The sequence below is a fragment of the Streptomyces sp. NPDC058653 genome (assembly GCF_042716895.1).
Taxonomy (GTDB): domain Bacteria; phylum Actinomycetota; class Actinomycetes; order Streptomycetales; family Streptomycetaceae; genus Streptomyces.
Genome location: NZ_JBHXRM010000005.1, coordinates 91,452 through 106,436, shown reverse-complemented (window position 1 = coordinate 106,436; position 14,985 = coordinate 91,452). Strand labels below are relative to the sequence as shown.

The window sequence follows — 14,985 nt, the reverse complement described above, 5'->3', positions numbered from 1 at the left end:
ACGGCCCCACGCGGGGACACGCGTGGACACGCGTGGACCCTGGCTCAGAAGAGCCTGGCCTCCTTCACCGCGTCCGGCTCCTCGATCTCCAGGAGCCGCTGCTTGCGCTTGAGGCCGCCGGCGAAGCCGGTGAGCTTCCCGTTGCTGCCGACCACGCGGTGGCAGGCCACGATGATGGAGATCGGGTTGTGGCCGACCGCCTGGCCGACGGACTGCGCGAGTGCCTTGTTCCCCAGCCGCTCGGCCAGTTCGCCGTAGGTCGTCGTCGCGCCGAACGGGATCTCCCGGAGCATCGCCCAGACCCGCTCCTGGAAGGCGTCCCCGTTCGTCCGCGTCGGCAGGTCGAACTCGGTGCGCCCACCGTCGAGATACTCACCGAGCTGGGTCGCGGCCCGGGTGAGCAGGGCGTCGTCCTGGACCTCGACGCGACGGCCGAGGCTCTCCTCGGACGGCAGGTACCAGTGGTGCGGGAAGTACAGGCCGGTGATCGCGTCACCCGACGCCACGACGGTGAGACCGCCGAGGGATGTCTCGACGACCGCGTGACGGGTCTCCGTACGCGGCTCCGTTCCGGTGTCGTACATGGCCCGGCCTCCCTCTCGTGCGACATCCTCTTTCACTGGGTAGACGCGCGGGCCCGGCGGAATGTGAGGTCGCCGCTTCGCGGTGGTCCGTCCGGAAATTCCCGGCTGCGCTCCGTTGCCAAACTTTCGACTCTTCGTGGACATTGAGCGTTGGAACGCCGCGAAAGAAGGTTTCCGGAAGGTCGACGGGCACCCTTTTCACGCCTCTGAACTGGCGAGACTTCTCCATGAAGGTCAACAGGCGGGTTGGCGGGACCATATTCACGCTCCGTAGCCATAAGGCCGGAACCGGACATCCATCGAAAAAGTTATTGTGATCTGGCGCACAGCTTCCGGGGCGCCCGGACCCCGAACGTTCCACGCGCGTGTCATGTCGATATCAACGACATGATCCACGGATGACGCAGATGAAAAACGCCCCCCGATCTCCGGTCCGCCCGAATCCGCCGGACGCCAAAGACGTACATACGTTCGACAAATCGGCACGACCACTCTCTGTGATCGGTTGACTCTGGGGAAGCGCGGCCACTTAACTGCGAATCCCCACAACTGCCCCCCGCACCTGGAGAGTTCATGCGGACTCCGGGACCTGCTTGGTCCAACGATTTTTCCCTGCCGCATTCGGTCATCGTGCTCAATCCGCTCCAACGACCGTCCCCACGCCTGACCGCCTCCGCTGCCGCCGCCGGCGCGGTCGGTGTGCTGGAACTGCCCACCGGTGACCCCCGGGAAGTGGCCGATCTGCTCGACCGCACCTGCCGCTGGTCGTCCGCGCCCTTCGGTGTCCGGATACCCGCGGGCTGTACCGCGACCGACGGTGAGCTGCCCGAACTCGTGGACACGGTGCTGCTCGCCGACCCGTCGCGGTCGCCCGCCGAGTTCGCCGGCCGCCGCGTCCTGGTCGAAGTCACCTGCCTCGCCGAGGCGTTGGGCGCGGCCGAGGCCGGCGCCGCCGGGCTGATCGTGCGCGGCTCGGAGAGCGGTGGACGCGCGGGCGAGCTGAGCACGTTCGTCCTGCTCCAGCAGGTGCTCGCCGAACCCTCCCTGTCCCTGCCCGCCTGGGCCTGCGGCGGTATCGGCCCCCACGCCGCCGCCGCGGCCGTCGCGGGAGGCGCGGCGGGTGTCGTGCTCGACACCCAGCTCGCCCTGTTCGACGAGGCGGGGCTGCCGACCGAGCTCACCGGGGTGCTGGCCGGGCTCGACGGGTCGGAGACGGTGCTGCACCACGGGGTACGGGTGCTCCGCCGCCGTGGCCCCGGCGCCCCCGAACTCCCCTCCGGGCAGGACGAGTTCACCACCAGGATCGGTTCGGACGATCTCCGTGCCCAGTTCGTCCCGCTCGGCCAGGACGCCTTCCTGGCCGCCTCGTTCGCCGAGCGGTGGAGCACCGTCGCCGAGGCCGTCCGCGGCGTCGGGGCCGCGATGGCCGCCGCGTTCGCCGACGACGCGCCCGCCTCCGCACTGGCCGCCGGTTCGGCCGGCGCCCGGGCGCTCGGCACCCGGCTGCCCGTCGCCCAGGGGCCGATGACACGCGTGAGCGACGAGCCCGCGTTCGCCGCGGCGGTGGCCGCCGAAGGAGGCCTGCCGTTCCTCGCGCTCGCCCTCGCGAACGCCGACCGGACCCGCTCGATGCTCGAACGCACCCGCGACGCTCTCGGCGACGCCAAATGGGGTGTGGGCGTGCTCGGCTTCGCCGACGAGGACATCAAGGCCGCCCAGCTCGAAGTCGTACGGGAGTTGCGGCCCACGCACGCGATCATCGCGGGCGGCAGGCCGGCCCAGGCCGCCGCGCTGGAGGCGGAGGGCATCACGACCTTCCTGCATGTGCCCTCGCCGGGACTGCTGCGCCAGTTCCTGGCGGCGGGCGCGCGCCGGTTCATCTTCGAGGGCGCAGAGTGCGGTGGCCACGTCGGGCCGCGCAACAGCTTCCCGCTCTGGGAGGCCCAGACCGAGGTGCTGCTCGACTTCCTCGCCGAGGCCCGTGCCACGGGCGACGAGGCGGGCGACCGGGCCGCGGCCGAGCTGACCGTCCTCTTCGCCGGTGGCATCCACGACGAGCGGTCGGCCGCGATGGCCGCCGCGCTGGCCGCCCCGCTGACCCGCGCGGGCGTCGCGTTCGGCGTACTGATGGGCACCGCCTATCTGTTCACGGAGGAGGCGGTCGGGGGCGGCGCCATCCAGCCGCTCTTCCAGCGCCGGATCCTTGACGCGGAGCGGACCGATCTGCTGGAGACGGCGCCGGGCCACGCCACCCGCTGTGCGCGCAGCGCCATCGGCGCGGACTTCGCCGCCCTGAAGGACGAGCTGCGCGAGCGGGGCGTACCCGACCGCGAGATCTGGGAGCGGCTCGAACGGTTCAACGTCGGCCGGCTGCGGCTCGCCAGCAAGGGCATCGAGCGCGTCGGCGACGAACTGCTCGCCGTGGACGAGACCCGCCAGGCCGACGAGGGCATGTTCATGGCCGGTGAGGTCGTGGTGCTCCGGGAGGCCGTGACCACCGTCGCCGCCCTGCACGACGCGGTGAGCGAGGGCGCCGTCGGCTGGCTGCGCGCCAGGGCGAGCGAGGTGCGCGACCCGCTGGGCATCGGCGCGGCGCCGGAGCGGCCGGCCCCCGAGCCGCTGCGGGTCGCCGTGGTCGGGATGGCCGGGATGTTCCCGGGCGCGCCCGACCTGGCGGACTTCTGGGCCAACGTCCTCGCGGGCAAGGACTGTGTCACCGAGGTCCCCGCCCAGCGCTGGGACCAGGAGCGCTACTACGCCCCCGACGGCGACGGCGAACACACCCCCTCGCGCTGGGGCGGCTTCCTGCCCGAGATCCCGTTCGACCCGCTGCGCTACGGCATCCCTCCGGCTTCGCTCGCCGCCGTGGAACCCGTGCAGCTGCTCGCGCTGGAGGCGGCGCGCCGCGCCCTCGCCGACGCGGGGTACGACGCAAAGGGCACCGACCACGCCCGCACGTCGGTGGTGTTCGGCGCCGAGGCGGGCAGCGACCTGTCGAACGCGACGACGCTGCGTACGGTCCTGCCCGGCTACATCGGCACGATCCCGCCCGCGCTCGACGAGCAGTTGCCCCGGCTCACCGAGGACTCGTTCCCGGGGATGCTGGCCAACGTCATCGCCGGCCGGGTCGCCAACCGGCTCGACCTCGGCGGCGCCAACTACACCGTCGACGCGGCGTGCGCCTCCTCGCTCACCGCCGTGGACGTCGCGTGCAAGGAACTGGTCGCGGGCACCAGCGACATGGTGCTGTGCGGCGGGGCCGACCTGCACAACGGCATCAACGACTATCTGCTGTTCTCCTCCGTCCACGCGCTCTCCCCCACCGGCCGCTCGGCCACCTTCGACGCCGCCGCCGACGGCATCGCCCTCGGCGAGGGCGTGGCCTGTGTGGTCCTCAAGCGCCTCGCGGACGCGGAGCGGGACGGCGACCGGGTGTACGCGGTGATCGACGGAGTGGGCAGCGCCAGTGACGGGCGCGCGCTCGGTCTGACCGCGCCCCGCCCGGAGGGACAGCACGCCGCCCTGACCCGGGCCTACCGCAACGCCGGTGTGTCGCCGGCCGAGGTGGGACTCGTGGAGGCGCACGGCACCGGGACCGTGGTCGGGGACCGTACCGAACTCGCCACGCTCACCGAGGTGTTCACCGACGCCGGTGCGGAGGTGGCCAGTTGCGCGGTCGGCTCCGTCAAGTCGCAGATTGGGCACACCAAGTGCGCGGCGGGCCTGGCCGGTCTGATCAAGGTCACGCTGGCGCTGTACCACGGGGTGAAGCCGCCGACCCTGCATCTGAAGGAGCCCAACTCGGCCTGGCGGGAGGAGAGCAGCCCGTTCGTCTTCCACACGGCGGCAACGCCGTGGGCGGTGGAGCCGGCGCAGCGGGTCGCGGGAGTGAGCGCCTTCGGATTCGGCGGCACCAACTTCCACGTTGTTCTACGCGCGTACACGCAGGCGCCACCCGCGCACTCCCTCGACACCTGGCCCGCCGAGCTCTTCACCTTCCGGGGCCAGGACGCCGAGGCGGCCAGGCGGTCGGTACGGGCCCTTGAGGACCTCTTGCGCGAGGGGGGCAGGTGGAAGCTGCGCGACTACGCGCGTAGCGCCGCACGCCGCGCCGACCGGGCGGCGGTCCGCGGTGAGCGGGTGCGGATCGCCGTGGTGGTGGAGAGCCTCGCCGAACTGCCCGAGCTGCTGCGGCGCGCCGCCGAGGGCGAGCACGCGCCCGAGGCGGGGATCCACACCGCCGACGGGGCCGCCGGCACCGACGGCAAACTGGCGTTCCTCTTCCCGGGACAGGGCAGCCAGCGCCCGGGCATGCTCGCCGAACTCTTCGTCGCCTTCCCCGAGTTGCAGCGGTATCTCCAGCTCGGCGCGCGCTGGGCCGACTTCCTCCATCCGCCGGCCGCCTTCGGCGAACAGGGCAGGGCCGGGCAGTTGGCCCGTATCACCGACACGGCCGTCGCACAGCCCGCGCTCGGCATCGTCGAGCTCGCCGCGGCCGATCTGCTCCTCTCCGTCGGCGTGCGCCCGGACATGGCGGGGGGCCACAGCTACGGCGAACTGGTCGCGCTCGGGGTGGCCGGGTCGCTCTCCCCGCAGGACGTCATCACCGCCAGCGCGGAGCGCGCGCAGGCGATCCTGGCCCGTACGGAGGAGGGCGGCGACCCGGGCACGATGGCCGCCGTCACCGCGTCGCCCGAGCAGGTGGAGGAGGTTCTGCGGCTGGCCGGCCTCGACGGGGAGGTCGTCGCCGCGAACCGCAACTCCCCCGAGCAGACGGTGATTTCGGGCCCGACCGAGCAGGTCGGGGCGGCGGTCGCGCGTCTGCGGGACGCGGGTCACTCCGTCAAACCGCTCCAGGTGGCCTGCGCCTTCCACAGTCCGCTGCTGGCCGGGGCGGGTGAGGACTTCGCGGATCGGCTCGACGGACTGGCCGTGTACCCGCCCGCGTTCGACGTGTGGGCCAACCGCACGGCCGAGCCGTATCCGACGGATCCCGTCGGCATACGGGAGGGTCTCGCCGCCCAGATCGGCTCGCCGGTCAGGTTCGCGGAGCAGATCGAGTCCATGTACGCCGCCGGTGCCCGCGTCTTCGCCGAGGTCGGGCCCGGCCGTGTGCTCAGCCGGCTGGTCTCGGCCGTTCTCGGGGACCGGCCCCACCGGACGATTCCACTCGACGGCGGCCGGGCCGGCGCGCTGCGCGGCTTCCTCACCGCCCTGGCCCAGCTCGCCGTCGACGGGGCCGATGTCCGCACCGGGCGGCTGTTCCAGGGCCGGGACGCCGTCGACCCGGAGACCGCGGACGCCGGGCGGAGCCCCGGCTGGACCGTGGACGGCCAGCTCGTCCGGCTCGCCGACGGAACCATTCCCCCCCACGCCCTGCGCCCCGCTCGACCCGTTACGGAGCTGATCGTGCAGAACCAGTCCCCCCACTCCCCCCACAGCGCACCGGACGCGCTCGTCGCCGAATTCCTGCGCACCAGCCGCGATCTGGTCGCGGCCCAGCGCGACGTCCTGATGACCTATCTCGGCGGCCCGGGGGCGGTGGCCGCGGGTCAGGCGCCGGCCCCCGTCGCCTGGCAGCCGGCCGCCGTCGCCGCACCGACCGCACCGTCGGTCCTCACACTGCCCGCCGCCGTGTCCCCCACCGCGGCGGCGGGCTCCCCCGCTCCGGCGCCCGCCCGGACCGAGCCCGCGGCCGTCGCGGAGGCCGGGGCCGCCCCCTCCCCGACGGATCCGGAGTCGGTGCTCAGCGCCGTTCTGGCCGTCGTCGCGGACCGCACCGGCTACCCGGTCGAGATGATCGAGCCAGAGCTCGATCTGGAGGCCGACCTGAGTGTCGACTCGATCAAGCGCGCCGAGATAGCCGGCGAACTCGCCGTACGCCTCGGCCTGCCCCTGGACGCGAGCGGCGAGCTGGACGGTCTGAGCACGGCGCGCACCGCCGCCGGGATCACCGGCCTCCTCGTCGAACGGCTCACGGGCCCCGGGGAGTCGGACGCGCCTGACACCGGCGCCGCCGGGGGTACCGGGACCGCCCGGACGGCGGAGACCGGTGCCGAGTCCCCGGCGGAGGCGGAGATCCTGGCTCCGCAGCGCCTGGAGTTCATCGAGGAGGTGCTCCCCGATGTGACCGGTACCGTCGCCGCCGGCGCCGCCGTACTGCTGCTCGGCGGCGGCGAGTTGGCGCCGGTCCTGGCCGAGCGGCTGCGCGCCGCCGGCGCGTCGCCCACGCTCGTACCGGCGGGCGAGCCGCCGATGGGCACCGCGGACGCCGTCGTCTTCCTCGACACGCTGGACGCGGACCGCCCGCCGCTCCCCGAGGCCCTGCCCCTGTTCCAGGCGGCACTCGCGGGCGCGCCCGGCACGGTCGTCGCCGTCGAGCGCAGGACCGAGGGCACGGCCAGCGGTCTGCGCGGCTTCTTCCGCAGCGTCGCGCGCGAGTACCCCGACATGAAGGCGACCCTCGTCGAGGTCGCGCCGGACGCGGCCACCGACACTGTGGCGGACGCTCTCGCCACCGAACTCGCCTCCACCGAACGGGAGTCGGTGGTCCTCCACCACGGCGGGAAGCGGCACGCGCTGCGGCTGACCCCGACCGGTCTCGGCGCGCTCGGCGCCACCGGGGCCGGACCCGCGGGCGAGGGACAGGCGGAGGCGGAGGCGGCCGGTCTCGACCATGAGTCGGTCGTCCTGCTGGTCGGCGGCGCGCGCGGCATCACCGCGCGCTTCGCCCGGACGATCGCGTCGGCGAGCCGGTGCCGTATCGAACTCATGGGCAGGACACCGGTTCCTGCCGCGACGGAGGACCCGGCCACCGTCGGTGCGACCGACCGCGAGGGGCTGCGGGCCGCCTTCCTGGCCACCGGGCTGACCTCGCCCGGTGAGGTGGAGCGGCTGGTCTCGGCGGTGCTCGCCGAGCGGGAGGTACGGGCCACGGTCGAGGCGCTGCGGGCGCTCGGCAGCGAGGTGCGCTACCACTGTGTGGACGTGCTGGACACGGAGGCCGTCCGGGCGACCGTGAAGGACATCTACTCCGAGCACGGCAGGCTCGACGGCCTCGTGTACGCGGCGGGGGTCATCGAGGACAAGCTGCTGGCCGAGAAGTCGGCGGACTCCTTCGGCCGGGTGTTCTCCACCAAGGTCGACGGCGCCCGCGCGGTGCTCGACGCGGTGGACGTGCTGCCGCGCGGCCCCCGGTTCGCCGTGCTGTTCGGCAGCATCGCCGCCGCGCTGGGCAACCGCGGCCAGTCGGACTACGCGGCCGCCAACGACGCGCTGGAGGAGCTGGGCCGCCGCTGGTCGACCGACGAGCGACGGGGGCTGACCGTGCACTGGGGTCCCTGGGCCGCCGCCGAGACCAACGGCGGCATGGTCACCCCGGCGCTGATGCGCTCGTACGCCGCCCGGGGGATCAAGCTCATCGACCCCGAGGAGGGGCCGCTGAGCCTGCTGCGTGAGCTGGCCTGGGGCGCGCCCCGGGTGCACGCGGCCGTCTATACCGCGTCGGGCTGGTGACCTCGGTGGACTCCGGCACGCCGGTCGCCGTCGTCGGCATGGCCGTGTATTTCCCGGGCGCCGACACGCTGGAGAGCTACTGGCGGAACATCGTGGGCGGCGTCGACTCGATCACCCAGGTGCCCGCGGGCCGCTGGGACGAGGAGTTCTACGCGCCCGGCGGGCCCCCGCGCAGCGACCGGGTGTACTGCCGGCGGGGCGGCTTCGTCGACACGGGCGCCGAGTTCGACGTGACGCGGTTCGGCATCATGCCGACCTCGGTGGCGGGTACGGAGCCGGACCAGCTGATCGCGCTGGAGGTGGCGCACCGGTCGATCACCGACGCCGGTGGTGAGCCGGTGCTGCCCGACGACCGGCAGCGGGCCGGGATCGTGCTCGGCAGGGGCGGCTATCTGACCCCGGGTCTGGTCAGGCTGGACCAACGGGTGCGTACGGCGAACCAGTTGGTGCGCACGCTGCGCGAGCTGGCGCCCGAGCTGGGAGAGGACCGGCTGGAGGAGGTCCGCTCCGCGTTCGCCGGTCAACTCGGTCCCGAGCAGCCGGAGTCGGCGATCGGTCTGGTGCCGAACCTGGCCGCGTCCAGGGTCGCCAACCGGCTGGACCTGCGTGGTCCCGCGTACACCGTGGACGCCGCGTGCGCCTCGTCGCTGGTGGCGGTCGACCACGCCGTACGCGAACTGGCGAGCGGGCGCTGCGACGTGATGCTCGCCGGCGGGGTGCACCACTGCCACGACATCACGCTGTGGAGTGTGTTCAGCCAGCTCGGCGCGCTGTCGCCGAGTGAGCGGATCCGTCCGCTGCACCGTGACGCGGACGGTGTGCTCATCGGTGAGGGCACCGGCATCGTGGTGCTGAAGCGGCTGGCGGACGCGGAGCGCGACGGCGACCGGGTGTACGCGGTGGTCTCCGGCACCGGTGTGGCCAGCGACGGGCGCTCGGCCAGTCTCTTCAACCCCGATCCGGGCGGGCAGGTCCGTGCCGTACGGCAGGCGTGGGACGCGGCGGGTCTCGACCCGCGCGCGGCCGACGCGATCGGTCTGCTGGAGGCGCACGGTACGGCGACCCCGGCCGGTGACCGTGCCGAACTGACCACGCTCGCCGAGGTGTTCGGCCCGGCCGTCGGGTCGCGCGCGGCGATCGGGTCGGTGAAGTCGATGATCGGCCATACGATGCCGGCGGCCGGTATCGCGGGGCTGATCAAGGCGGCGCTCGCGCTCCACCACGGGGTGCTGCCGCCCACGCTGCACTGCGAGGAGCCGCATCCGGCCCTGGAGGCGACCCGGTTCACCCCGCTCGCGCGGGCCCTGCCGTGGGAGAGCCCCGCGACGGGCACGCCGAGGCGGGCGGGTGTCAACGCCTTCGGGTTCGGTGGCATCAACGCGCATGTCGTGCTGGAGCAGGCGACACCGGGCTCGGTCCCGACGGGGCGTACGGCGCGAGGGACGGCGAAGGCGAGGGCGACCGTCACGGAGCCGGAACGGGTGCTCCGGCTCGCCGCACCCGATCGGGCGGCGCTCGCCGCGCTGCTGGACGCCGACGACCGCGCGGTGCTGGCCGCCGGTCTCGACGAGCGCGCGCCCGCCGGCGGTTCGGTGCGGCTGGGCATCGTCGACCCGACGGCGCGCCGGCTGAAGCTGGCCCGCAAGGCGGTCGCGAAGGGCACGGCCTGGCGGGGGCGCAGCGATGTGTGGTTCAGCCCCCGTCCGCTTCTCGGACCGGGCGGTGGCAGGACCGTGTTCGTCTTCCCCGGTCTGGAGGCCGAGTTCGACGCGCGGGCGGACTCGCTGGCCGAGCGGTTCGGGCTGACCTGGTCGCCGGGCCAGGACGCCAGGGTCGGCGACGTGGGCCGGCACGGCGCGGCCGTCTTCCAGCTCGGACGGCTGCTCGACACGGCGCTGCGCAGGCTGTCCGTGGTGCCGGACGCGGTCGCCGGGCACAGCGTCGGCGAGTGGACGGCCATGGCCTGCGGCGGGATTCACGCCGCCGCCGAGGTCGACAGTTTTCTCGCCGGCTTCGACCCGGACGCGCTGCGGGTGCCCGGCGCGGCCTTCGCCGTGCTGGGGATGCCCGCAGACCGGGTGCTCGCCGAACTGGCGGGCCGCGTCGATGTCGTGCTGTCCCACGACAACGCGCCGAACCAGTCGATGATCTGCGGCCCGGAGGAGGCCGTCGGCGAACTCGTCCACCGTTTCCGATTGGAGGGCGTGATCGGGCAGGTACTGCCGTTCCGCTCCGGCTTCCACACGCCGATGCTCGCCCCGTACCTCGATCCGATCAGACGCGCCGCCGAGACGTACACACTGCACACCCAGTCGACGCCGGTCTGGTCGGCGACGACCGCCGCGCGCTATCCCCAGGACCCGGCGGCGGTACGGGAGTTGTTCGTCCGGCATCTGCTCGAACCGGTGCGTTTCCGGCAGCTGATCACCGCGATGCACGACGCGGGGCACCGCGCGTTCGTCCAGCTCGGCGCCGGTCAGCTCGGTTCGCTCGTCGACGACACCCTGGCGGGCAGGGACCGGCTGGTCGTGTCGGCGCACTCGTCGGCGCGGGACAGCCTGGCGCAGCTGCGCCGGGTCGTCACCGCGCTGTGGGTGGAGGGCGGGGCACCGGACGCCGGCCCCTTGCTGGGACCGGCGTCCGTCACGGCCGTCTCCGTCCCTCCGTCGGATGCCGGACGCGCGCGGCGCGGCGTACGGCTCGATCTCGGCGGCGCGCTGGTGTCCCTGCCCGAACAGGCGCGGAAGCTCCTGGCCGACAGCATCGGTCAGCCTCCGGCCGGGCTGCCCGTCGGCGGGGGCAACGCTCTCGACCGGCTGGCCGCGCTCGGGCGGAGCGGGGCCGGGTTCCCGGTCGCCGCCGAGCTGTCGGCGCTGATCAACGACACGGCGGCCGTCGCGGACGAGCTGATCGGGGCGCGGGCCGCGCAGCGGGCGCCGGTGCCGGTGGCGGCGCAGGCGGCCCGGCCGGTCCCGCCGCCGGAGCCTTCCGTTCCCGCCGTTCCCGCCGCGCTGCGTGTCGATGTCGCGGAGATGCCGTACCTCCTCGACCACTGCTTCTTCCGGCAGCGCCCCGGCTGGCCCGACGACGCGGACCGCTGGCCGATCGTCCCGGCCACCACCGTCATCGGCCATCTCATGGAGATCGCCGAGCGATCCGTGCCCGGCACCCGGGCGGTCGCGGTCCACGACGTACGCCTGCTGAAGTGGATCGAGGCGATCCCCGCCGTCGATGTGCCGGTGGAGGTACGGCAGTTGGGGCCCGACCGGGTCGAGGTGAGCCTCACCGGCTACTCGCGCGCGGTGGTGGAACTCGCCGCCGCCCATCCCGCGCCCCCGGCTCCGTGGCCGGTCGACACCGCCGCCGAACGGGTCCCCGGGCTGCGGGCCGAGCAGCTCTACGACGAGCGGTGGATGTTCCACGGTCCGCGGTTCCAGGGCGTCGGCGAGCTGACGGCCATCGGCGACCGCTGGGTACGCGGGGTCCTGACCAACCCCGGGGCGCCGGGCGCCCTGCTGGACAACGTCGGCCAGTTGCTCGGGTACTGGATCATGGCGACGCTCACCGAGCGGACCACCGTGTTCCCGGTCCGTATGGAGCGCATCCGCTTCCACGGTCCGCATCCGCCGCCGGGCGAGCGGCTGACCTGTCTGATCCGTATCACCGAGGTCACCGACCTCGCACTCACGGCCGACATGCAGCTGATCGGCCGGGACGGCCGCGTGTGGGCGGAGTTCACCGGCTGGCAGGACCGGCGCTTCGACACCGACCCCAACATCCGTACGGTGGACCGCTTCCCGGGCCGGAACACCCTGTCGACCGCGCGCCCCGGGGGCTGGTCGATCGTCCATGAACGCTGGCCCGATCTCGCGACCCGCGAGCTGATCATGCGCAACATGCTCGGCTCCACCGAGCGGGCGCGTTACGACGAACTGCCGCCGGTGCGCAGGCGCCAGTGGCTGCTGGGACGGATCGCGGCCAAGGACGCGGTGCGCCGGCTGCTCTGGCGGGAGGGCGCGGGGGAGATCTATCCGGCCGAGATCGCCGTACGCAACGACGAGTCGGGGCGTCCGCTGGTCGAGGGGGTGCACGGGCGCACGGTGAACGGGCTGACGGTCTCGGTGGCGCACCGCCGCGAGACGGGGGTGGCGGTCGCGGCGCGCGGGAGCTGCGGCATCGACATCGAGGAGGTCACCGACCGGCCTCGTGCCACGGTCGAGACCGCCTGCGACCGGGCCGAACTCGCCCTGCTCGACGCGCTGGTGGCGCGGTCGCCGGGCAGCGGGGCGCTCTGGTTCACCCGCTTCTGGACCGCCAAGGAAGCCGTCGCGAAGGCGCGCGGCACGGGGCTGCGTGGCCGTCCGGCGGAGTACCGCGTGGTGGCCGCCGACGAGAACCGTGTCCGCGTGGTGACGGGGGGACGGCGCTACGAGGTGCGCCTGGAAGAGACAGCCGCTCCGCCGGGGCTGCCGGAGCGGCAGTACGTCGTCGCCTGGACGACGACCGAGAACGACGACGAGAAAGATCAGACAGGAGATTCGGAATGACCACCGAAATCGAGGCGACCGTGGCGGCGGCCGTGGAGCGGGACATCATCGCGATGCTGCGGACCATGCTGGAGGAGGACGGTCCGGACGACGCCGAGATCACCCGGGAGACCACCTTCCACGACGATCTCGAACTGGAGAGCATCGATCTGGTGACGCTGGCCGGTTCGCTGCGCGAGCACTACGGCGACCGGGTCAATCTCGCGCTGTTCATCGCCGATCTCGAACTCCACGAGATCATCGCGCTCACGGTCGGTGAGCTGGTCGACTATGTCGCCGCCTCCCTGCGCACCGCCGGGCAGGTCTGATCCGATGGCGAAGATACGCACCGGGGAGATCACGACCCATGTCCAGCGGCTGCCCGCGGCGAACCCGCCGACCGACGGGGGCGAACCGCCGGTCGTGGTGTTCGTGCACGGCCTGCTCACGGACAGCCTGGCCAGCTACTACTTCACGCTCGGCCCGGCGTTCGCCGCCGCGGGCATCGACGTGATCATGTACGACCTGCGGGGTCACGGCCGCAGTGACCGCCCGGCCACGGGGTACCGGCTCGAATCGTTCGTCGGGGATCTCGTCGGTGTGCTCGACGCGCTCGGCGAGACCCGCCGGGTCCATGTGGTCGGCAACTCCTTCGGGGGCACGATCGCCACCGCGTTCGCCGCCTGGCACCCCGACCGGGTCGCCACCGTCACCATGATCGAGTCCGAGCCTCCGGTGGCGGAGTGGACCCGGCACATGGCCGACGGGCTCGCGGACGCCAAGAACCAGCTCGCCCGCGAGGAGGTCATCGGCTGGATCTCGGCGACCCACGGCGCGCACACCGCCCGGCTCTCCCGGGGGGCGAGCCGCATCCTGGCGACGACCACCCTGGCGGAGGACGTCCCGGCCGGCCGGGTGATCGACGACAGCCTGGACGCGCTCGACGGCTGCCCGCTGTTCGCGATCTTCGGCGACGAGTCGGGGCTGAGCGCCCAAGTGCCCGGTCTTGAGGCCAAGTTGGTCTCGTGCCGCACCGTGGTCCTCGCGGAGCAGGGCCACTCGGTGCTGGTCGAGCGCACCGAGGAGACACAGGACCTGATCCTGCGCTGGGTGTGGGAGCACAACTTGGCCGAGGCGGTGCGGTGACTCGGTTTCTGCTCGTCGTCCCCCCACTGGTCGGTCACACCAATCCGCTGGCCGCCGTCGCCGACGAACTCCTCGGCCGGGGCCATGAGGTGGCGTGGGCCGGCTACGGCGACCAGATCCGGGGGCTCGCGGGCCCCAGGGCCCATGTGTTCGAGTGCGCCATGCCCGACGAGGGGCTGAGCCGACCGCCCGGCCTCGCCGGGCCGGCCGCCTTCCAGCATCTGTGGGAGCGGTTCTTCGTCCCGCTCGCCGATCTGATGGCGCCGGGCGTCGACGCGGCGGTCGAGGCGTTCCGTCCCGACGCCGTCTTCACCGATCAGCACGCCGTCGCGGGCGCGCTGGTCGCGGAGCGGCGCGGGGTCGTCCATGTCACGTCCGCGAGTACGTCGGCCGAACTCGTCGACCCGCTCGCGGAGTTGCCGAAGGTGGGCGCCTGGCTGGCGGAGCTGCTCGGCGCCCTGCGGTCGCGGATCGGTGATCCGTCCGCCGAGGGCGATCCACGCTTCTCACCGCACGGCGTGATCGCGTTCACGGGGCGGGAGCTGGTGGGCGACCGGCCGCTGCCGGGCGGGAACGTCCATCTGGTCGGCCCGGCGCTGGCGCCGCGCGCCGGGGGTGCGGACTTTCCGTGGGAGCGTCTGGATCCGGGCCGCCGCCTCGTTCTCGTCTCGCTGGGCACGGCCAACGCGGACGCCGGAGGCCGCTTCCTCACCGAGGCGGTGGCCGCGCTCGACGCGCTGGGCGACCGGGTGCAGGGGGTCGTGGTCGATCCGGGCCGGACCCTCGGAGCCGTACCGCCCGATGTGATCGTGCGCCCGCATGTGCCCCAACTCGACCTGCTGGTACGGGCCGACGCCGTCGTCTGCCACGCCGGCCACAACACCGTGTGCGAGTCGCTGTGGCACGGACTGCCGCTGGTGCTCGCGCCGATCCGCGACGATCAGCCCATCGTCGCGGGGCAGGTGGTCGACGCCGGCGCGGGTGTGCGGGTCCGTTTCCGACGCGTGGACGCCGCCCGGCTCGGCGCGGCGATCGCGACCGTGCTGGACGACTCGGGCGGCCACCGCGCCGCCGCCGAGTCCATCGGCCGGTCGCTCCGCGCGGCGGGCGGCCGGTCCGCCGCGGCCGACCATCTCGAACGGATCGCGGCGCGGCATGCCCCCGTCCCCGCGTCCGGCTGACTTCCGCCCCGCCGGCCTCTCCCCGACCGCTAC

The 14,985-nt window shown here is 73.5% G+C and carries 6 protein-coding genes; 5 read left to right on the top strand and 1 reads right to left on the bottom strand.

From position 1 onward, the window contains the following. Positions 1 to 44 precede the first annotated feature (44 nt). On the bottom strand, positions 45 to 584 hold the full coding sequence (locus tag ACFWU9_RS06370) for a methylated-DNA--[protein]-cysteine S-methyltransferase (RefSeq protein WP_384315231.1): 540 nt from the start codon (positions 582 to 584) through the stop codon (positions 45 to 47). Positions 585 to 1,157: 573 nt separating this feature from the next. On the opposite strand from ACFWU9_RS06370, the gene ACFWU9_RS06365 reads away from it, so the two are divergent. From ACFWU9_RS06365 to ACFWU9_RS06345, 5 genes are read left to right on the top strand one after another with little or no spacing between them, the layout of a single operon-like run. Next, on the top strand, positions 1,158 to 8,099 hold the full coding sequence (locus tag ACFWU9_RS06365; protein WP_384315230.1) for an SDR family NAD(P)-dependent oxidoreductase: 6,942 nt from the start codon (positions 1,158 to 1,160) through the stop codon (positions 8,097 to 8,099). Further along, positions 8,096 to 12,646, top strand: coding sequence for a beta-ketoacyl synthase N-terminal-like domain-containing protein (locus ACFWU9_RS06360; RefSeq protein WP_384315229.1), 4,551 nt, complete (start codon positions 8,096 to 8,098; stop codon positions 12,644 to 12,646). Before ACFWU9_RS06365 ends, ACFWU9_RS06360 begins: the two co-directional genes overlap by 4 nt. Beyond that, positions 12,643 to 12,954 carry an acyl carrier protein gene (locus ACFWU9_RS06355; protein ID WP_384315228.1) on the top strand — a complete coding sequence of 104 codons (312 nt, stop codon included), beginning with the start codon at positions 12,643 to 12,645 and terminating at the stop codon, positions 12,952 to 12,954. The genes ACFWU9_RS06360 and ACFWU9_RS06355 overlap by 4 nt, the downstream gene beginning before the upstream one ends. 4 nt (positions 12,955 to 12,958) lie before the next feature. Then, positions 12,959 to 13,771 (top strand): alpha/beta fold hydrolase, encoded by an 813-nt coding sequence (locus tag ACFWU9_RS06350; protein ID WP_384315227.1) that lies wholly within the window; start codon positions 12,959 to 12,961, stop codon positions 13,769 to 13,771. Continuing rightward, positions 13,768 to 14,952: a glycosyltransferase gene (locus ACFWU9_RS06345; RefSeq protein WP_384315226.1), complete on the top strand. Its 1,185-nt coding sequence runs from the start codon at positions 13,768 to 13,770 to the stop codon at positions 14,950 to 14,952. The genes ACFWU9_RS06350 and ACFWU9_RS06345 overlap by 4 nt, the downstream gene beginning before the upstream one ends. Positions 14,953 to 14,985 lie beyond the last annotated feature (33 nt).

Excerpts from the sequence above, each read along its gene's own strand:
- ACFWU9_RS06370 (WP_384315231.1), bottom strand. The coding sequence starts at position 584 with ATGTACGACACCGGAACGGAGCCGCGTACGGAGACCCGTCACGCGGTC.
- ACFWU9_RS06365 (WP_384315230.1), top strand. The coding sequence starts at position 1,158 with ATGCGGACTCCGGGACCTGCTTGGTCCAACGATTTTTCCCTGCCGCAT.
- ACFWU9_RS06355 (WP_384315228.1), top strand. The coding sequence starts at position 12,643 with ATGACCACCGAAATCGAGGCGACCGTGGCGGCGGCCGTGGAGCGGGAC.
- ACFWU9_RS06350 (WP_384315227.1), top strand. The coding sequence starts at position 12,959 with ATGGCGAAGATACGCACCGGGGAGATCACGACCCATGTCCAGCGGCTG.